This is a genomic window from Streptomyces sp. NPDC056580, assembly GCF_042793175.1.
Lineage (GTDB): Bacteria > Actinomycetota > Actinomycetes > Streptomycetales > Streptomycetaceae > Streptomyces.
Map to the genome: position 1 here is coordinate 1 of NZ_JBHTVE010000019.1, position 18,635 is coordinate 18,635.

The window sequence follows — 18,635 nt, forward strand, 5'->3', positions numbered from 1 at the left end:
CATCAGCTCCTGACCGAGGAGACGCGCCTTATCTGGAAGGTCCTGCGAGCGGCGACCAGGCCGGCCATCGTCGAGAGCACGCAGGGCCGACGAATCTCCGGCATGAGGATCGGCCTTGCCGCCCATGACCTCGTGACCAGCAGCGGGATGCTGCTGACGCGAGGCGGTGTCCAACGTCTGCGTCTGGCCGCCGCGCCCCCAACCGGTCAGATGCGGGACAAGCTTTAGCCAACCATCTCCTCACGCACAGCAGTTCGCGAGAAGAAGCAGGTCAGGGCCTTGTGCGGTGCATCAACGACGGAGCCCGAGATCGTGTTGGGAGCTACCCAGATCAGGCGGCCGTCGGCGGGGTGCGTCGGGTGGCTGCGGCGCGGGTGCGAGTGCTGTCGGTGGGGTGAATGCCTTGACATCCTCGCCCACCTAAAGGAGGGCGATTCCCGTCTGCCGTACCGTTGTCGGGTGCGGTTCCGGGCGGGTTCCCGCTTCGCCGCGCTGTGTGGGGACGGGTCCCCGTCTTACCTGCGCTCCACGGGCTGACACGACCAGTCCGGCCGCCTTGGCGACGTTGACCGCCGCGTTGATGTCCCGGTCCAGGACGGCCCCGCATGCACCGCAGGTCCACTCTCGGACGTGGAGGGGCTTGGGGCCGTCCTTGACGCCGCACCGCGAGCACACCTGGGAGGTCGGCTCGAACCGGCCGATGCGCACGAAGGTGCGCCCGTACCGGGCGGCCTTGTACTCCAGCATGCCCACGAACGCCGACCATCCGGCGTCGTGCACGGACTTGGCCAGACGCGTGCGAGCGAGCCCTTTCACCGCCAGGTCCTCCACGGCGACCGCTTGGCTCTCGCGGATCAGCTTCGTGGAGAGCTGGTGGTGGAACTCGCGGCGCGCGTCCGCGACCCACGCGTGCGCGCAGGCGACCTTGACCCTGGCCTTGTCCCGGTTGCAGGAGCCCTTGACCTTCCGGGACAAGGCGCGCTGCGCCTTCTTCAAGCGCTTCTCGGCCCGGCGCAGGAACCGCGGGCTGTCGATTTTCGTGCCGTCGGAGAGGACCGCGAAGTGCCCGAGCCCGAGTTCGATACCCACTTCGGGCGTCGTCTCCGGCAGGAGTTCCTCCGGGCCGGTCTGCACGACGAAGCTCGCGAAGTACCGGCCGGCCGAGTCCTTACCACGCTCACCGTGGACGGCGTCGAGGGCAGCGTCCGCGACCACCTCACCCGCACGTCTCCGATCTTCGGCAGGTCCGGTGGGCGTGGAGCCGGCCGAGTCCGCTCCGGCGCGCCGTCTGCGTAGTGACCAGGCGGGGGCTTGCTCTCGCGGACGGAACCGTGTGCTCGGAACGGTCGCAGGGCGGGCACTCCCCTCGTTCTGCTGCACGGGTTAGCCTGCGGAGCATGATTTGTGCGGTGGTATTCGACGTGGGCGAGTGTCTTGTTGACGAAACCCGGGAGTACGGGACGTGGGCTGACTGGCTGGGTGTGCCACGGCACACCTTCGCGGCCATGTTCGGTGCGGTCATCGCGCAGGGGCGGGACTATCGGGAGACGTTCCAGGAGTTCCGGCCAGGGTTCGACCTGACCGAGGAGCGCGAGAAGCGTGCCGCTGCGGGGCAGCCGGAGTGGTTCGGTGAAGGGGACCTGTACCCGGACGTCCGGCCCACGCTGGCTGCCCTGCGCGAGGCAGGGCTGTGGGTGGGCATCGCCGGGAACCAGACGGTGCGGGCCGGCGGGCTGCTGCGGGGGCTGGACCTTCCTTCCGACATGATCGCCACCAGCGACGACTGGGGGGTTTCGAAGCCGGACGTGAAGTTCTTCGAGTGTGTCATTGAAGCGACGCCTGCCGGGCCGGGCGAGATTCTGTACGTGGGTGACCGGCTCGACAACGACATCCGCCCAGCTGTACAGGCGGGCCTTTTGACCGCGCTGATCCGGCGTGGCCCCTGGGGCACGATCCAGCAACGTGATCCGGACGCGGACGCGATTACGACGATGCGCATCGACTCGCTCGCGGAACTGCCGGAGAAGATCGCCAAGTTCAACGCTGCAGGGCGCTGACCGTCGTGCCCCAGTCGTAGAGACGATCGTCGAGGTTCCGTACGCACTGCTCGTTCTGCCATGGGGCGAGGGTGCGGCGGACCTCGCGGACGCGGTCCATTCCGGTGGCGTACCAGGTGATGGCCAGCTGGTCGAGGGCTTGGATGGTGTAGCGGCATGCCTCCTTCGGTCTTCCGTCGGCGGCTTCCACCGCGGCCAGGTCACCGAGGACGACGGTGCGTTGCTTGTTCGATGTAGGCGGTAGGCCGTCGAGTACCTCGTGGAGCGTCTGGCGCGCTTGTGGCAGGTGGCCGGCCTTCAGTTGCGTGTTCCCTTTGAACGCGGACAGGCGGACGAGGCTGAACCAGTCCAGCCACTCGGGAGTGGCATGTTCGGCGCCTACGGCGAGCGTGTCCTCGGCGCGGTGAATCAATCGCAGCGCGGCGTGAGGATCCCCGCAGCGGGTCTCGCACTCCGCCTCAACAGCATCGAGCCACGCCCAGAACTCCGCTGACGCGCGCCCGCGGCGGGCGTATGTGCGGGCGGCCATCATGCGCTCGATTGCCGTCTCCCGATCGTTCGCCCACCCGGGGATGAACGCCATATGCGCGAGGGCGGCTGCTCCGAGCAGCGGATCGTCTGCTTCGCCTGCTGCTTGTAGAGCCCGCAGGAGCGTCTCCGAAGCCTGGTCCGGTTGGCGCAGGTCGAAGAACTCGATCCGGCCGGCCAAGAGGTAGGACTCAGCCAGTGCGCCCGCAAGGGTCTGGCGGGCTGGACTGCCCGTCTCCGGAAGAAGGGTGCAGCCGAGACGGGCATGTTCCAGGACGGCTGGGTGCAGCACGGCGGGGGCGACAGACCAGTACAGACGGCGGTGCGATTGCGTGACCGCCGCGAAGTCCCGTCCGACTGACGCAGGTTGGGTCGCGGCTGCGCTCTGAGCGGGGACCGTCGCCAGCCGTGTGCCGTACAGGGGCGCGCGCGGGTTGTTATCAACGGTTGTGCCGTGCTGGGGGCGTGGGGTTGCCCATGGAGGGGTGAACCCGAGGTCCTCCATGCTCTGCCCTAACAGATGCGTCAGCACTCGGTGCACATCTGGCTGCGGCCAGGGCGGCGTGGCGGACTCCCAGCGTCTGATCTGCCGCACGCCAACCGCCAGCCCTCTGATGCCGAGCTTTGGTGCGGTCTCGGAGATGGCGTCGGCCAAGGCTTGCTGGGAGTTGTACCCGGCGGCCAGACGTGCGGCCTTGAGCCTGGTGTTACCTGGGGGGCGGGACATGGGTCTCCTCCGGATGGCGCTCTGGTCAGAGCGTGCCACGCGACGTCCTAACAGCGGCGCGAAATCACCCACGAAGGAACAACGAAGCCCTGTTCGAGTCCTCTTAATGACCTATCAAAGCCCTCGAAGAGGACCTCCAAGGTCAGCATGATGTCACCTCGTCAGCACCAAACACCGCCCTACCGAGCCGTCTGCCCTCCGCAGGCGGGATTGGACTGGCGGCGACGGCCGGCACTGCTGTGCCCGGTGGCCCTCCACCCGTTCTCTGCTGTTCCGCGACCAGAAGGTACTAAGGGCATGACCACAGCGTCAGACAGGACGTCCGCACCACGCCGGGGGGCGGTCCACGGGTGCGCCCCGAGCCGTCTCCAATCGCTTCTGAAGGCGCCATCAGCAAGCGACACAAGGTGCACGGTGACCTATTTCACACCGCACGAAAAACACGTGTAGACACAGAAAGAGATCATACGACCACACACAGTCGTCCATCTCGCAGCCCATGTCCCGCGCCCACCCTCCTCTGACCGCAATCGGCACAGCGAACCGTCGAATTGTCATGGAATTACCAACCTTGCCACGGATTCGTGGTAACTACCGCAACGCCCGGGAGTTCTCGCATGACCAATGTGGTGGAGACCAATCCACTCGCCCCCTACGTCCGCAGCGACCTGCCGGGCCGCTTCAATGAACTCGACGTGCTCAGGCGGCACTGGGCGCGGTTCGCCGCCGTGTCCAAGGGCGCGGTCGTCCCCCCGTACGAGGTCTTGATTCATCCGTCGAGCGGATGCAATCTGCGCTGCGCCTGGTGCATCGGAGACCACGTCCCCCTGGAGCTGTGGGACGAGCAGCGGGAGCAGCTGGTCATGCTGGACGCGGCCAAAGATGCGTCGGACCGGCTCCCGGACTATCTGACGAGTCCGGAGAACATGCTCAAGCTGATCGGCGACATCGTCGACTACGAGATGGAGGCGCCCTACCGGCAGGGCGGGGAAGACCGCTCCGGTGTCTTCAAAGTGGAAGCGGTGTCATTCTCCGGACTGATCGGCGAACCGCTCGTCGCCCGCAAGGCGTTGATCCCGGCGTTCGCCCTGCTGGCCGAGCGCGGGATCCGCTACGGCATCTTCACCAACGCCGTGCTGATGGATGACGCCTGCATAGAAACTCTGCTCCCAGCGGGATACGTACATATCAGCATCGACGCGGGTACCCCGGAGACCTACGCCGACCTGAAGTACGGCGGCCGTAAGGCCGGCAAGGTCATGTTCGAGCGCGCGATGGCCAACCTGACGCGGCTCGTGCAGCGCCGAGCCGAAACCGGATCGGACGTAGAGATCAACACTTCCTTCGTCATGTATCCCGAGAACTACCACGAGGTGTACGCGGCTGCCCGCTTGATCCGTCAAGCAGGCGCTGACAGCTTGCGCTTAAAGCAGGACAACTCCGGCGAACGTCCGCTGACCCCCGACCAGGCCAACCATGCGTCCCGGCTGATCGAGCAGATCCGCAGGGACCTCACGTCCGATACATTCCGGCTGCTGGAGATCCACAAGATCGGCCAGACCGCTGAGATGGCGCGGACGTGTTCCACGTGCTCGATCACCGATCTGATGGCCGCGGTGGGCTCGGACGGATGTCTGTACCCGTGCAACTACCACCCGCGGCCTGGCGGCTTCAGCTACGGCAGCGCGTTGGAGGGGTCCTTCGCGGCGGTCTGGGAAGGTGAGCTGCGCCGACGGCTGCGCAGCCAACTCCCGGTGATCTGCCCCAAGGTGTGCGACCCATTCAAGAACCGGTCGAACCGGCTCCTGGCAGCAGCCAAGCAGGTCGCTGCGGCCAGCGGCATCGATCACCTGGAGGGGCAGGTGGCCGACTTGGTCAACGGCGGTGCCTACCTGGTCGAGAGGTGACCTCCGTGCAGGACAGCCTGTCGGTCAACGATCTGGACACCTGGGCACGCCGCCGCCCCTGTACTTCCCTTTGCCGAGACCGTTTCGGCCTCGCGATGGCTTCGGTCGAGATCATCGCGCCGTCACCGGTCGTCGACTACGTCGCGTCGTACACCGAGGGCTTCTTCACACAAGGGGACTTCCCGGCCAGAGCGCGGCTTGTCATCCATGACGTGGACCCAGAACTGATCGGCTCAGTCAAGGACGCCCGTCCCACGCCCCCTATGCGCCGAGCGACTCTGCCCACCTCGCCGGACGCGGTGTGCTTCGTGGATGACACGCACTCGACAGTCCACCTGCTCCTGGCGGCAGCCATCAGAGACGAGCCCATGCAGGTGGCGGTCCGCATACTGCGCGCTCTCGTACTCCGCGCACTTCTTGGGGACGGCTTCCCGTTCTTCCACGCGGCGTGTTTCACGCTGCGCGGGGTGGGCGTGGCTGTGGTCGGGAGGCGGACAGCCGGCAAGACGACGCTGCTGCTGCACTGCCTGGACAGCCTCGGGGCGGTACTCGTGGGCAACGACAAGTTCGCCCTCGCACCGGACGCCGACTCGGACGCCGAAGGCGCTCTCGGCTTCCCCATTCAAATTGGGATCCGTGCGGGCAGCGTGCTGGATCTGCGCGACGGCCCGCTGCGGACCTTTCTCATACACCGGTGGTCGCAGCGATTCGGCTGCGTGGAAGCCCACCGCGATGACCCGGAGACGCGTCTGGGGATACGCCCGCAGGAGTTGGCCGCCGCGGCAGACAGCACGGTGACGCCTCGATGCCGTCTCGGCCTGGCCATCGAACCGTACGTTGATCCAGACGCGGTCACACCGCGTCTGGAGAAGCTCAACGAGGACGAGCGCCGGACGCTGTGGACGCACAACCTGCTCCGCCGTCCAGCCGAAGTGTTCCCCCAGCAGGCTTCCTTGGCCGGCCCGGCGAGCGGGGCCGAGTTACGGATTCCGCAGACCCCCGCGTATCGACTGATCCAGCCGCCGGCTGCGGGCCCGCTGACGAGCCGGGTGATCGAAGACCTAGTGTGCCGCGTGTCGGTGGATGGATGAGGGCTATGCGCATTCTCGGAATCGCCAGCGATCTGCACATCTCCTCGGCCGCGCTGATCGAGGACGGACATGTCGTCGCGGCAGCGGCGGAAGAACGCCTCACCCGGCGCAAGCACGCGCGCGACTTCCCCGCCCGCGCGATCGAGTACTGCCTCTCCACTGTCCCAGACGGTCTACACGGCGTGGACCGGATCGCGGTGAGCACGAACCCGGCGATCGACTTAAGTGTGCCCGACGGCCGCTACACTGGACGCGCCCGCTGGCATCCCGAAGGGCTCTACTCGATCCCGAACAACCTCGCCGCTCTGCTCGACGTTCCGTATCAAGGGTCTGCCACGCAGATCCTGCAGACCGCCGGTGAGCCGCTGACCATCGACTACGTCTACCACCATGACGCGCACGCGGCGAACGCCTTCTTCCTCTCCCCCTTCGAGTCGGCCGCAGTCCTGACCGTCGATGGCCGAGGCGAGGACTGCACCGCGCTGCGCGCCGTCGGGAACCGCAACTCCTTCACCACGATGGACACCATTCCCTATCCCCACTCGGTAGGGCTGCTGTACGGCGCGATCACGCAATATCTGGGTTTCCGGATCGACCGTGACGAGTGGAAGGTCATGGGGCTTGCCGCATACGGAGACCCCCGAAGCAGCGCCTACAAGCTGCTCCGGGACCTCATCGACTTGAACGACGGCACGGTCCGCCTCGACCTCAACTACTTCGGCTATTACCTTCGCCCCTCTCGCGGTGCCGTGAGCGAGGCGTTCATCCACCGCTTCGGGCCGCCGCGCCGGCCGGATGAACCCATCACCGCCCGTCACCATGACATTGCCGCGGCCGTCCAGCATGTGCTGGAGGACGCCCTCCAGCACCTTCTCGCCGACCTGCACCAGAAGGCGGGGCTGCGGAGGGTTGCCGTGGGCGGAGGGACGTTCATGAACTCGGTCTTCAATGGGAAGATCATGTCCTCGACGCCGTTCGACGAGGTCTTCATCTCCAGTTGCCCCGACGACAGCGGCACCTCTATCGGCGCGGCCCTGTACGCGCACTGCGTCCTGCTTGAGGGCGAACGCGGTCCGGCTATGACACACAACTACTACGGCCCCTCCTTTGAGCAGAGCGCGATCGACGAGGCGCTGTCCCTGGCGAAGCTGCGCGCGCCGGCCGTGGACGATCCGGCCGATGCCGCCGCACATGCGCTGGCCGAGGGGAAGATCATCGGGTGGTTCCAGGGAGCCATGGAACTCGGACAGCGGGCGCTGGGGAACCGCTCCATCCTCGCCGATCCTCGCAACGTACGCGTGCGTGACCAGGTGAACAACGCGGTGAAGTTCCGTGAGCCATGGCGCCCCTTCGCCCCGGCCGTACTCGCCGAGGACTTCGCCACCTACTTCGGCCCGGAACCGGCGGTCCACTTCATGGAGCGCACGCTGCCAGTGCGGGACGAGGCGCAGAACCTCATCCCGGCCACCGTCCACATCGACGGCACCGCCAGACCGCAGACCGTAACCGCGGACAGCAATCCGCTCTTCCACCGGCTGATCACGAAATTCCGTGCCCGGACCGGCGTCGGCGCGATCCTCAACACCTCGTTCAACCTGGCAGAGGAACCGATCGTGTGCAGCCCCCAGGACGCGGTCCGCACCTTCTATTCTTCGGGGCTGGACGTGCTTGTCATGGGGAATCGGGTGCTGACCAAGTGACTAGGACCATGGGCGCGACGGAGCTGACCGCGTGCCTGCACCAGTACGGACTACAGGCGAGCGGACCTGCCCGGCTGCTTCCCGGTGGGCACGTCGGACAGTCCGCCGTGGTTCCCACGGCCCAGGGGCTGCTCGTCGTCAAACGGTGCAACCGGCGGTTCGAGAGGGCACGCGTTCAACTCGCGGCTCAGACACATCAGCACGCGGCCCGGGCCGGCTTCGCCCCGCCCCTGCGACTCACTCTCGATGGTCAATGGACCGCCCAGGTCGACGACGCCACGTATACGGTGACCGAGTACGTTGATCATGCAGAGCAGGCTGGGCCGCCGACCGCCCTTGCTTCCGCGCTCGCCGCCTTGCACAACCGCTTCGAAAGCTTCAGCCCGCAGGGCCACTGCGAGGATTTCCTTCAGCTGCCCGATCCTCCTGCGGCAGACCTGGAGCGGATCCGGCGGCAGACGCACGATGCGGCCAGCCGGCACGCGATCGACTGGCGGATGAAGATTCTCGCGGAGTTCGGGCTCGACGCACAGTCGCTCGCTGCCGTGCCCCGAAGCTGGGTGCACGGCGACGCGCGTCCGGACAACCTGCTCATCGCACACAGCCCGGACCGTCGCCTGTTCATCGACTTCGATCAAGTCTCCCGCTTCCCGCGGCCCTATGAGATCGTCCGGGCCTTCGTGGCCTGCATCCCGCAGCTGTCCTCGCATCTGCTGGGCTCGACGTTCCGGGAGTATCTGAACGCGTACCACGCCGTCGCCCCGATCCCCACAACGGATCGCGCGATCATGGTCGACCTCTACATCACCGTTCAGGCGGCGGAGACGCGCACGTTCACCACGCCCCAGGGCGAGATCCGCGACATGCCGGCATTCGCGCGGGCCCGCCACCAGCAGCTGACCTGGATCACCGAAAACTGCGATCTCCTGCGCAGGGTCGCAGAGGAGGCTCAGCCGTGACCACCCTCGCCCTCTCCGGTGGGCCGCCCATACGGACCCGCGCCTTCCAGCCCTGGCCGCAGTCCGACCAGACGGAACTCGGCGCGCTTGCCGGTGTCCTCGCCAGCCGCCGCTGGGGCGGGATCCACAGCGGATCACAGGGTGAGGCGTTCGAAAGGGCGCTCGGTGAGTACCTCGACGTGCCGCACGTGGCGGTGGTCTCGAGCGGCACCGCTGGGCTGATGATTGCTCTGAGAGCCCTGGGGGTCCAGGCCGATGACGAGGTCGTCGTCCCCGCCATGACCTATGTGGCGTCGGCCACCGCGGTGTCCGTGCTCGGCGGAGTCCCAGTGTTTGCGGACATCGACCCTGACACCCACACGATCGACCCCTCGTCCGTGAAAGCTGCGATCAGCGAAAAGACGAAGGCGATCATCGCAGTTCACCTGGGCGGGCACCCAGCCGACATGGACCACCTCGGGCTCATCGGCGCCGAACACGGCCTCCCGATCGTTGAGGACTGCGCCCAGTCTCTCGGCGCGACCTGGAGGGGCGCTCACACCGGATCGCTGGGCAGGGTCGGCGTGTTCAGCTTCGCCAGCACGAAGAACATCTCCGCCGGAGAGGGCGGAGCGGTCGTCACACATGATGGTGAGCTCGCAGCACGCATCGCATCGCTACGCGATCACGGCCGCCCCCTCGGCGTCACCGGTCACCACCCCGAACTCGGCTGGAACCTGCGGCTCAGCGAGTTCCAGTCCGCCCTACTGCGCGTTCAGCTCGAACGCCTGGACCGCCAGCTCACAGCGAAAACGAAGGGCGCTGCCTTTCTCACTAGCACGCTATCCAGCGTGCCAGGACTGCGGCCCATACCCGCCGATCCCGACCCACGGGTAACCAGACACGGCCGGTTTTCCCTCGCGTTCATCCTCGATCCCGAAGCATTCGGCAACGTCTCGACCAGCTCCTTCCGCGCCGCGCTGAGAGCGGAAGGCATCCCTGTCGTTCTCCGCGACCTCATCGCCTGTCCCGACGAGCCGATCTACGCCAACGCCGCATCCCAGGACTACGCGTGCTCACGGATCGTGTCATGTACACAAACCCGTGCTGCCTGCACGAAGCTGGTGCTGCTCGGGCAAGCAGCCGGGTCGGGAATGCTGCTCGATGACCCATCAGAACTCGCCGATGTCGTACGCGCAGTGGAAAAAATCCACGACAACTGCGACCAACTCCGCGAAGCGGAGCATGAGCGCGCCACGACCCGTGTTCCATCCGATTCCTAGCCTAGGAGAGCCACGTGCCCCGAGCACCATTCCAGATCCTCGTCGTACCCTTCCGCCGGGTCGGCGATGAGATCGAATTCGCCGTACTCCGCCGCCAGGACATGGATGTCTGGCAGGCAGTCGCCGGCGGCGGTGAGTCAGGCGAGAGCCCCCAGCAGGCAGCCGTCCGTGAGACACGTGAAGAGCTCGGCCTTGACCGGACGGTCACGCTCTACCCGCTGCAGACCACCGCCAGCATCCCCGCACGATTCTTCGCCGATCGAAACAGTTGGCCGACGGGGACCTACGTTGTGCCTGAGTACTCGTTCGCTGCGGACCTGACCGGCGTAGAGATCAAGCTCTCTGATGAACACACCGCCGTCCAGTGGCTGAACTACAAGGCAGCCAGCGAGCTGCTGCGATTCGACAGCAACCGCACCGCCCTGGGGGAGCTTCATGAGCGTCTGCTGGCCGCCGACCTGCCCCGACCGGTCGAGTGACCGTGGCCGGCGCATCCTCCGACCCGCTACGCAGTGATAGTCGGCCAAGGCTACGTCGGCCTGCCGCTGGCCATCCAGGCAGCGCAAGTCGGCTACCGGGTTGTGGGATTCGATACCGACGCAGAACGCGTGAAACGACTGCAGGCCGCGGAGTCCTTGAGCCCCGATGTGCCTGAGGAACAGATCGCGGCAGCTCTGACGGACGGGCTCTACCTACCAACCACGCGCCCAGAAGACTTGGCCGGATTCGAGGTCGCAGTCATCGCGGTACCCACCCCGTTACGCAACGGCGCGCCAGATCTCTCCGCGATCGAGCAAGCCGGCCTGGCACTCGCCCCGCACCTTCAACCGGGCTGCGTCATCATCCTGGAATCCACCACATACCCGGGAACGACTGAAGACGTCCTCGGGCCAGTGTTGGAAGCCGCCTCCGGGCTCCGGGCGGGCGAGGACTTCCACCTCGGCTACAGCCCCGAGCGGATCGACCCCGGCAACCGACTATGGACCCTCCAGAACACCCCGAAGATCGTCTCCGGGATAGACGATGCGTCTCTGAAAGCCCTGAGCGACTTCTACCAGAGCCTCGTCGACACTGTCGTCGAGGTCGCCGCGGTGCAGGACGCGGAACTGGCGAAGCTCCTGGAGAACACCTTCCGCCAAGTCAACATCGCCTTGGTCAACGAACTCGCTGTCCACGCCCAACAGCTCGGCACCGATATCTGGGCCGCGCTCGATGCAGCTTCCACCAAGCCATTCGGGTTCATGCGCTTCTCACCGGGCCCCGGCGTCGGCGGGCATTGCCTTCCGGTCGATCCCACCTACTTGTCCTGGCAAGTCCGGAAGCAGGCAGGCGGGGCACTGCGCCTGGTCGAGGTGGCCGACGAGGTCAACGCTGCGATGCCCGCCTACATCGTGCGGCGCCTGGCTGAGGCCCTCAACCGGCACGGCCGGCCAGTCAACGGCTCACGCATCCTCCTCCTCGGCATGTCCTACAAGCCCAACACCGGCGACGTCCGGAACTCGCCGACGATCACCATCGCGAGGCGCCTGGTCGAACTTGGAGCGCACAATGAGACCTGCGACCCCCACGTCGGTGATCCGATCGCCGTCGATGTCCGAGTGCACCACCCGCGGCTCACAGCGGACACTGTGGCGGCATCCGACGCAGTCGTCCTGATCACCGACCACGATGCATTCGATCTCCGGCTCGTCGAGGACCACGCGCCGTATGTCTTGGACTGTCGAGCACGCCTGAGCGGCACGAACGTCGAACATCTGTGATTCCGTCCTGCTCTCATCCCGAGGACATGGCCATGCCCCACTCACCCTCAACACCGAGGGATCTCCCCTCGAGTGACCGCGATCTCGCAGACCTCCCGAAAGCCGACCTTCATCTCCACCTCGAGGGCGCCATGCGGCCCGGGACCCTCGCGGATCTGGCCAGCGCCTACGCAGAGCCGACACCGCAGGTTGGTTGCTATCGCTCGTTTGACGAGTTCCAGCACTGCTACCGAGCAGTCGTCAAGCTGATTCGAACACGAAGCGATATGCGGCGCCTGGTACGAGAGGTCGTCGAGGACGCAGCAGCCTCAGGAGTGGTCTGGATCGAACCGCATTTCAATCCGACGACCTATGTTCCCGCGCTCGGCTCGGCCGAAGCCGTGCTTGACCTCGTCTTGGACACCGGAGCTGCGACAGGCAGATCCCTGGGCGTCGGATTCGGACTCACGCTCAGCGCAAGCCGCAATCGCGATCCGCGAGCTGCCGCTGTACTCGCGAGACTCGCTGCCGATTATGCCGGCCGCGGCGTCGTGGCCTTCGGCCTCACTGGTGATGAGGCCGCCACTCCTGCGGAGGCGTTCAGTGAAGCCTTCGCAATCGCCCGGGATGCAGGCTTAATCATCGCGCCGCATGCGGGGGAACTCACGGGAGAAGCCAGCATCCGCAGGACACTCGACGCATTGTCCCCTCACCGGATTGCCCACGGAGTCCGCGCCGTCGAACACCCGACGCTCATGGAACGGCTTGCCAACGAACAGATCACCTTGGACGTGTGCCTGACGTCCAACCGCGTTCTGGGAGTCTTCAAGCACATCCAAGAACATCCCCTGCTCCGCCTCCTGGATAGCGGGGTGCAATGTTCCCTGGGCTCCGATGACCCGCTGCTGCTGAAGACCAACGTACTCGCGGAATACCAGATCGCCCGTACCGTCATTGCGATGACGGACCAACAACTGGCCGCGATAGCCGCCACCTCAATAAGATCATCCGGGGCGCCCACCGAATTCATCGCAAAAACCTTGACTGAAATCGATGCTTGGACGGAACGAGACCACCCAGATACGTCAAGGACACTTGCCCACCACGACCATAAGGATTCCTGTACGCGTTCAATCCGCGCATTCTCCACGCCGTTCTTCGTCGCAGGTCAAAGGAGGTGTGATGGGTGATCGACGCACTCTTTCCGGAGTCGTTCCCAGTCGTCCCTAAGGGCTGTCCCGCAATGATCGGCTGGTGCGCCCGGCTTCAAGGAGGCGGAGCCAGGGCGGCATGATGTCATCCGTGATGAACAGTGCAGAGCTGCCTCCTGCCCGGATAGCGGGTTACGACGGTGGTCCCCTCACGTACCAGGTCGGGCTCTTGGATGAGCCGCTCTTCTGGCTGGGGCACCTCTACTCGTGTATCCAGAGCGAGGAGACCGAGGAACTGCTGTTCGGCGCGGACTATGACGCGGCCGGCGACTTCCAGCGGCAGCTCTGGGAGCGGGCCGAGTGGCCGGCCTTCACGGTTCCGCTCGCTGCTGATCACCGTCTTCACGTGGTCTACCGGACAGCCGCGGATGACACCGGAACCGACTACCTCATCCACCACCCCGACTGGGGCCAGGCCGAGGTGCTCGCCCGGGATGACGGGCACTTTATGGGTCCGGGCCTGTCCTGGCCTGAACTCATGGCCGCTGCGGACAACATGCTGCCCGGAGGCAGCACCACCGACCCCCACTCCCGTCTTTTGCTCCTGCTGCCTGCGTTCGGCGACGATGCAATGCCCGACGACGCTGTTGGCCGCCTGGCTGGTGCGCTACGCGCCCGCACACGCGTGGAAGACCCCGAGACCCTCGCCTCTGCTCTCCTGGAGGATCAAGGGGCCCCCGGTCCAGCGCGCTGGACGGTAGCCGGGTACGGATTCTCCGTGAACGATGGCGAGTACTCCTTTCGCAACCCCACAAACCCCTTCGCCTTGTCAGCCGACCGCTTGGCTCAGGTGGCCACCGCGCTGGCGCCTTGACCCACACACAAGGTCCAATGGCGAGGGTGGTGTTTGGAACGATCCAGCCGTGACTGCTGTGATCACGGCTACGCAGCCGGCGTGGATAACTCCCTTCACCGGGCTGAGCCCGCGAAGTCGCGGGCCTGGGCGACCTTGGTCTCCCGCGGTGTGTACGCCGCGAACTTTGGCACCTCGCCATCCAACATCACCGCCAGGGACTGCTTGAGCCAGCGGCTGCACCCGGCTGACCCCGATCACCCCTGGCTCGGGCGCCGCTTCAGCGCCGGCTGGGGCACCCACGGCGAACTGGAGTACCACCACGTGCGGCCCGACCTGGTGGCGGAGTTCCTCGCCGATTCCGCGGTCGACGAAGGCGTCTACCGTCACCCCGTGCGCTTCCGGCGGCTGCGTGATGATCTACCCGCGGGGCAGGTCCAGCCCTTCGCCGACTGATCGTGCCACGGGCGGCGGTCAGGCGTAGGCCGAGATACGCCGCTCGCCGAGTAGACCGCGCCCTCGCTGTTCGACGCTGCGGCTCGCCGGATGATCGAGCTGCCGGTCCAGGTGCGGATTGCCGAGAAGGGCGGGGCGGACATCCCGCTTCCCTTGTGTAGCGACGCTCAACTCCGCCGTGAAACAGGGAGCTTCGGAAAGGTCTGGTCACGCGACGGCAAGGATTGTGCAGGTCACCTCATGTTCATGCCACGGGTCTACTCGCATAGACGCGGGTGGTGGTGTCATGCCGTCAGCCGCCCGGCACCCCAGTCCGGGCCCCACTTGCGGGAGCACCCCACATGCGTCGATTCACCGCCACCACCAGCGCCCTGGCCATCGCGGCCGCCGGCCTGATCGCGGCTTCGGCCAGCACCGCCCAGGCGTCGACCTGCTCGACCACCCGGCTGCCGTTGCCGGACTCCTCGTGCACGCCCGGCGCGTACAACCCGGACGTCACTCAGTCGAACATCCAGAGCACCATCTGCGTGTCCGGCTGGACGGCCACCGTGCGTCCCCCGACGTCCTACACCAACCCGCTCAAGGCCCAGGGAATCATCGACTACGGTTACTCCGACACCAACATGGCCGACTACGAGGAGGACCACCTCGTTCCCCTAGAGCTCGGTGGCGCGCCCCGCGATCCCGGCAACCTGTGGCCTGAGCCCTACTCCGGTTCCCAGACCGCGCACTCTAAGGACGGCGTGGAGACGAAGCTGAAGAACGCCGTGTGCGCCGGCACCATCACCCTGTCCGCCGCCCGCAGCGCCATCAAGACCAACTGGACCACGGCTTTGCAGGTCACCGGCATCGGCTGATGCCACTGCGCCGGGGTATACGGGTCACGCGCACCGGGTACCTCGGCACATGTCGCCGATCCGGTAACCACGGCGGAGCTCTCCGGCCCACCCCCTGTATCTGTGCAGGGTCTTATCGTCGGCCGGCTGTCTGCGTTCGATGACTGAGCGGGCGATGGGAGCCGAAGTCCTCGCCGCCCGAGCGCGCCCCGCGGGAACGAGCGACGACGGGCCGCAGGTGGATGCGGGCGTCGACGCCGCTACCCGATGCAGCGTGGAGGGTGATAGTGCCGCCGGAGAGGTCGCCCCCGCCCGCTGCACGGACGGGCCTGGCGTGCCCTGCCTCACCTACTGCCTGGCAGTCCGCCGCCCGCCGCTCCGCTGAACACAAGCAGGCCGCACTATGCGTGTCACCAGGGCCGAGAGCCTCCTGTCGGCCAGATGAGGCTCACTCAGCACCCCTGGGTGGGTAAACCACAAGAAGCGCTGACCACATCCCGCTGAACAGCGTAGGGATCAGTGAGCCGGTCCGCCGTTGCTGCGCACGCCGGGTGGCCCGGCCTCGACGATCTTCTTGCGGTAGGCGGGGGCGGTGCCCCAAACGGTGCGTGACTTGGCCTGGTGATACCCGTTGGTGCACTCGCCGAGCCACGAGCGCCCGATCCGTTCGATACCGCGAGACCAGGCGTCGTGCCACAGATAGGGGCCAGCCGCCGCGTCCTCCTCGCCGTAAGCCGACTCCCAGCCGGTCCACAGCGCGGTCAGTTCGGCCACCACCGCTCCGTGCTCCCACCAACAGGCATGGGGAAGCTGCTCGGTGGTCAGCTCGTAGGTGTCGGCCATGCGGATCACCCACGCGGTGAACTCGCCCCACAGCTCTGCGCGTTCCTCCCCCCTGACCTTGTGCCACACGACGGGCGCGCCACGGACGCGGGTGCTGTCACTCCCGCCTTCCTCGCCGGAGCCACCCGTCTTCGCCGCACTTCGCACCGCTCCAGCGTCCTCAAGCCGAGCCAGGCGCGCGGCGAATCCGGTGAGCTCGCCGTTGATGGACTCCAGCGCGTCGAAGAGTGGACCGAGTGGATCAGGCATGTGACGCGGCCTTTCGCGACCGGCGAAGGCGTGCCGCACATACGGTCGCGGCGGTGGCCGGAGCGTTCACCAACCCCGGGGACCGGGTGAGGACCTGCGCTATGGACCACTCAGTGGCTGGCGGCATGGCTATTCACCTTCTCCAGTGCTTCCTTGGTGGCCTCACTGATCTCCTTGGCGCGCGGACCTTCGTGGATTCGCTCGAACTTGACCCGCGTGACGGGAGTACGCCGGTGCACGACCAGGCCCTCGCGTTCCTTGATCTGCCGGATGTCCCCGGGCTCGAGCACGGCCCGGCGCCGGGTGGAGATGCTGATGGAGGCGCGGTCTCCGTCGTCGCTGACCGACTCGGTGTCTTCTTCGAACTCGCCGGCGAGCTGGGAGTACGTCTTGAGCTCCTGCTCGTCCGAGACACCGCCCAAGATCACCTTGATGGTCGCAGCCGCGAACATCTTCCTTACGCCCAGCTCCCCCCACCTCTCGTGCGCCTGGGCGAGGTTCTGCAACACGGCGACCATGAAGATGTTCTGGGAGCCGGAGACCGACATCAGGCTGGGGATCTGCGGCAGCGGAGCCACGTTGGCAAGCTCGTCGCCCAGCAGGGCGAACGGCGGGTCGAGGCGGCCGTTGGGCAGCCTGGCTGCGATCACCTTGGCGGTGTCGAGGATGGCCCGCGAGAACGCCGCCAGGATGGGCGCCAGGCTGGAGCCCTCGTCTTCTTCGCCGATGAGGAAGAGGGTGCCGCCCTCGGTGAGCCACTTCGCGATGGAGAAGTTTTTCTCGTCGCGGGCGGACTTGCCGAAGATCGCCGCGACCTTGTGGTCGTACAGGGCAAGTATGGACTGCTCGGCGGTGCGCCAGCTCGCCGACCGCTCCTCGGGCGCCGCGGCATGCTGGGCGGCCAAGGCGCGAGCGAGGTTCGCCTGGCCGTGGGCGGCCAGGATGTCGACCGGCTGCCGTTCGGTGGGGGCGGTTGCCCAGCGCAGGATGTCCATTCCGCTCAGGCCCTCGAGCGCGGCGGCGTGCAGCCAACACGTCATGAGCATCTGGGCGTTCATGACGAAGTACCCCCCGTTCTTCGTTCCCTCATCGGACTTGGTCGTGCCGGTGAGGGTTTCGGCGCGCTTGCGGGCGACGGTGAAGTCTTCGCAACCGTCCGTGATGGCCCACTGCAGCTGGAGCGGCCAGTTGGACAGGCCCGTCGGGTCGAGGACCATGACCGGCCCGTACTTCTCGCGGCTCTTGGCCGTCGCGTACAGGACGTCGGTCTTGGAGGAGGTGGCGAGCACACTGCCGGGGAAGTCGAGGATCCACGGCATGATCAGCTGTGACGTCTTGCCCTCACGGGGCGGGGCGACGATCAGGACGGTTTCCTCGAACGGGATGTACAGCTTCACGCCGGTCGGGATCGCGGTGCCGCAGAACACGGCGACCTCGGTCACCGGCACGTCGGTCACCTTCGGCGGTGCGCTGGAGCGCCAGGGCAGCGCGCGGGCGGGTCTTGTCTTGTCGAGGGAGGGTCGAGGTGTGGCCAGGCTCGGGCGTAGCGCGCCGAGCCGGGACAGTGCTTTAGCCTCGCCCATCGACTCTTCGAGCTGGCCGGTGGTGGCCAGTCCGTCGGTGCCCTCGTCATGCATCGTGCGCCAGCGCCGCCACCCGGCCCGGGCTCCCCAGCAGGTGCCGGCCGCCACGGCGAGGAAGGGCGGATAGAAGGCGAAGGGCCCGCCCACCCCGGACCCCGCCGGGTACATGTCCTGCGGTTGCAGGGGATGGGCCAGCAGGGCAGGGATGGCGGCCGCCGTCTCGTGCCACGACACCCGGGCCGGGGACGCATGCGCGAGCAGACCGGAGACGACGGCGGCCACCCAGGCCCACAAGGTGAGGAAAACGGCAGTGATGCACAGGGCGATCCACCAGGCGTCCTTGTAGACGTGCAGGCGGTTGCCCGAGTGCGGGGTGACGACCTTAGCCACTACCGTGCACCCCCACCGACAGATATCGAGCCGCGGTCGGTCAGTCGACTGGCGGGCGGCTGACACACGGCGGTGCCGCGATGCGGTCGGTCTTGCTGCCGAGTGGACGGGGGCCTGGCGTTCCGCGACAACGCGCAGTCGGTGCGGTGGAAGGAGGTCATCAGGCGACGCTCCTTCGCATCGAGATGAGCGGCGACCTGACCAGCACGGAGGCAAGCGGGAAGGGGAGATAGGCGCTGCATCAACCCACCGCCTCCCACAACGTGCGGGCGACGTACTCAATGCCGCCCGAGTCCCGCACACG

General features: G+C 66.7%; 16 protein-coding genes and 1 pseudogene. 13 read left to right on the forward strand and 4 right to left on the reverse strand.

Annotation, left to right across the window (positions count from 1 at the left end; translation table 11 throughout):
* Positions 1-228, forward strand: a 228-nt coding sequence (locus tag ACFQ9Z_RS33415; RefSeq protein WP_383028568.1) for a hypothetical protein, incomplete at its 5' end; no start/stop codon positions are given.
* 192 nt (positions 229-420) lie between these two features.
* Here the strand turns inward: ACFQ9Z_RS33415 and ACFQ9Z_RS33420 are convergent.
* Positions 421-1,244: pseudogene (locus ACFQ9Z_RS33420) on the reverse strand (RNA-guided endonuclease InsQ/TnpB family protein); the annotation flags it as partial.
* A gap of 153 nt (positions 1,245-1,397) precedes the next feature.
* Here ACFQ9Z_RS33420 and ACFQ9Z_RS33425 point away from each other — a divergent pair.
* Positions 1,398-2,057: an HAD family hydrolase gene (locus ACFQ9Z_RS33425; RefSeq protein WP_383028573.1), complete on the forward strand. Its 660-nt coding sequence runs from the start codon at positions 1,398-1,400 to the stop codon at positions 2,055-2,057.
* On the opposite strand, the gene ACFQ9Z_RS33430 is transcribed toward ACFQ9Z_RS33425, so the two are convergent.
* Positions 2,038-3,312, reverse strand: a complete 1,275-nt coding sequence (locus ACFQ9Z_RS33430; protein ID WP_383028577.1) for a transcriptional regulator — start codon at positions 3,310-3,312, stop codon at positions 2,038-2,040. The genes ACFQ9Z_RS33425 and ACFQ9Z_RS33430 overlap by 20 nt on opposite strands.
* A 617-nt stretch (positions 3,313-3,929) precedes the next feature.
* Here ACFQ9Z_RS33430 and ACFQ9Z_RS33435 point away from each other — a divergent pair.
* The 11 genes from ACFQ9Z_RS33435 (at position 3,930) to ACFQ9Z_RS33485 (ending at position 15,287) form a co-directional block, all read left to right on the forward strand.
* A complete protein-coding gene (locus tag ACFQ9Z_RS33435; RefSeq protein ID WP_383028585.1) occupies positions 3,930-5,219 on the forward strand; it encodes a radical SAM protein in 1,290 nt (429 codons plus the stop codon).
* Between the two features lie 5 nt (positions 5,220-5,224).
* The gene (locus ACFQ9Z_RS33440; RefSeq protein WP_383028590.1) at positions 5,225-6,310 is read left to right on the forward strand and encodes a hypothetical protein; all 1,086 of its coding nucleotides are present in this window, start codon (positions 5,225-5,227) and stop codon (positions 6,308-6,310) included.
* A 5-nt stretch (positions 6,311-6,315) separates the two neighbouring features.
* A complete protein-coding gene (locus ACFQ9Z_RS33445; protein ID WP_383028594.1) occupies positions 6,316-8,010 on the forward strand; it encodes a carbamoyltransferase in 1,695 nt (564 codons plus the stop codon).
* A gap of 8 nt (positions 8,011-8,018) precedes the next feature.
* Complete coding sequence (locus tag ACFQ9Z_RS33450; RefSeq protein ID WP_383028599.1) at positions 8,019-8,969, forward strand: phosphotransferase; 951 nt, start codon at positions 8,019-8,021, stop codon at positions 8,967-8,969.
* Positions 8,966-10,231 carry a DegT/DnrJ/EryC1/StrS family aminotransferase gene (locus tag ACFQ9Z_RS33455; protein WP_383028604.1) on the forward strand — a complete coding sequence of 422 codons (1,266 nt, stop codon included), beginning with the start codon at positions 8,966-8,968 and terminating at the stop codon, positions 10,229-10,231. Before ACFQ9Z_RS33450 ends, ACFQ9Z_RS33455 begins: the two co-directional genes overlap by 4 nt.
* Positions 10,232-10,245: 14 nt before the next feature.
* On the forward strand, positions 10,246-10,710 hold the full coding sequence (locus tag ACFQ9Z_RS33460; protein ID WP_383028609.1) for an NUDIX pyrophosphatase: 465 nt from the start codon (positions 10,246-10,248) through the stop codon (positions 10,708-10,710).
* 33 nt (positions 10,711-10,743) lie between these two features.
* Positions 10,744-11,991: a nucleotide sugar dehydrogenase gene (locus tag ACFQ9Z_RS33465; RefSeq protein ID WP_383028613.1), complete on the forward strand. Its 1,248-nt coding sequence runs from the start codon at positions 10,744-10,746 to the stop codon at positions 11,989-11,991.
* A 32-nt stretch (positions 11,992-12,023) separates the two neighbouring features.
* The gene (gene add / locus ACFQ9Z_RS33470) at positions 12,024-13,160 is read left to right on the forward strand and encodes an adenosine deaminase (RefSeq protein ID WP_383028997.1); all 1,137 of its coding nucleotides are present in this window, start codon (positions 12,024-12,026) and stop codon (positions 13,158-13,160) included.
* A 115-nt stretch (positions 13,161-13,275) separates the two neighbouring features.
* Positions 13,276-13,995, forward strand: a complete 720-nt coding sequence (locus ACFQ9Z_RS33475; protein ID WP_383029000.1) for a hypothetical protein — start codon at positions 13,276-13,278, stop codon at positions 13,993-13,995.
* Positions 13,996-14,199: 204 nt separating this feature from the next.
* Complete coding sequence (locus ACFQ9Z_RS33480) at positions 14,200-14,430, forward strand: hypothetical protein (protein ID WP_383028616.1); 231 nt, start codon at positions 14,200-14,202, stop codon at positions 14,428-14,430.
* 341 nt (positions 14,431-14,771) lie between these two features.
* Entirely contained in the window at positions 14,772-15,287 is a 516-nt protein-coding gene (locus tag ACFQ9Z_RS33485) for a hypothetical protein (RefSeq protein WP_383028620.1), read from the forward strand.
* A 495-nt stretch (positions 15,288-15,782) separates the two neighbouring features.
* Here the strand turns inward: ACFQ9Z_RS33485 and ACFQ9Z_RS33490 are convergent, their stop codons facing one another.
* Entirely contained in the window at positions 15,783-16,358 is a 576-nt protein-coding gene (locus ACFQ9Z_RS33490; protein WP_383028623.1) for a hypothetical protein, read from the reverse strand.
* A gap of 110 nt (positions 16,359-16,468) precedes the next feature.
* Positions 16,469-18,331, reverse strand: coding sequence for a type IV secretory system conjugative DNA transfer family protein (locus ACFQ9Z_RS33495; RefSeq protein WP_383028626.1), 1,863 nt, complete (start codon positions 18,329-18,331; stop codon positions 16,469-16,471).
* Positions 18,332-18,635: the final 304 nt, after the last annotated feature.

Excerpts from the sequence above, each read along its gene's own strand:
- ACFQ9Z_RS33425 (WP_383028573.1), top strand. The coding sequence starts at position 1,398 with ATGATTTGTGCGGTGGTATTCGACGTGGGCGAGTGTCTTGTTGACGAA.
- ACFQ9Z_RS33430 (WP_383028577.1), bottom strand. The coding sequence starts at position 3,312 with ATGTCCCGCCCCCCAGGTAACACCAGGCTCAAGGCCGCACGTCTGGCC.
- ACFQ9Z_RS33435 (WP_383028585.1), top strand. The coding sequence starts at position 3,930 with ATGACCAATGTGGTGGAGACCAATCCACTCGCCCCCTACGTCCGCAGC.
- ACFQ9Z_RS33445 (WP_383028594.1), top strand. The coding sequence starts at position 6,316 with ATGCGCATTCTCGGAATCGCCAGCGATCTGCACATCTCCTCGGCCGCG.
- ACFQ9Z_RS33450 (WP_383028599.1), top strand. The coding sequence starts at position 8,019 with ATGGGCGCGACGGAGCTGACCGCGTGCCTGCACCAGTACGGACTACAG.
- add (WP_383028997.1), top strand. The coding sequence starts at position 12,024 with ATGCCCCACTCACCCTCAACACCGAGGGATCTCCCCTCGAGTGACCGC.
- ACFQ9Z_RS33475 (WP_383029000.1), top strand. The coding sequence starts at position 13,276 with ATGAACAGTGCAGAGCTGCCTCCTGCCCGGATAGCGGGTTACGACGGT.
- ACFQ9Z_RS33485 (WP_383028620.1), top strand. The coding sequence starts at position 14,772 with ATGCGTCGATTCACCGCCACCACCAGCGCCCTGGCCATCGCGGCCGCC.
- ACFQ9Z_RS33490 (WP_383028623.1), bottom strand. The coding sequence starts at position 16,358 with ATGCCTGATCCACTCGGTCCACTCTTCGACGCGCTGGAGTCCATCAAC.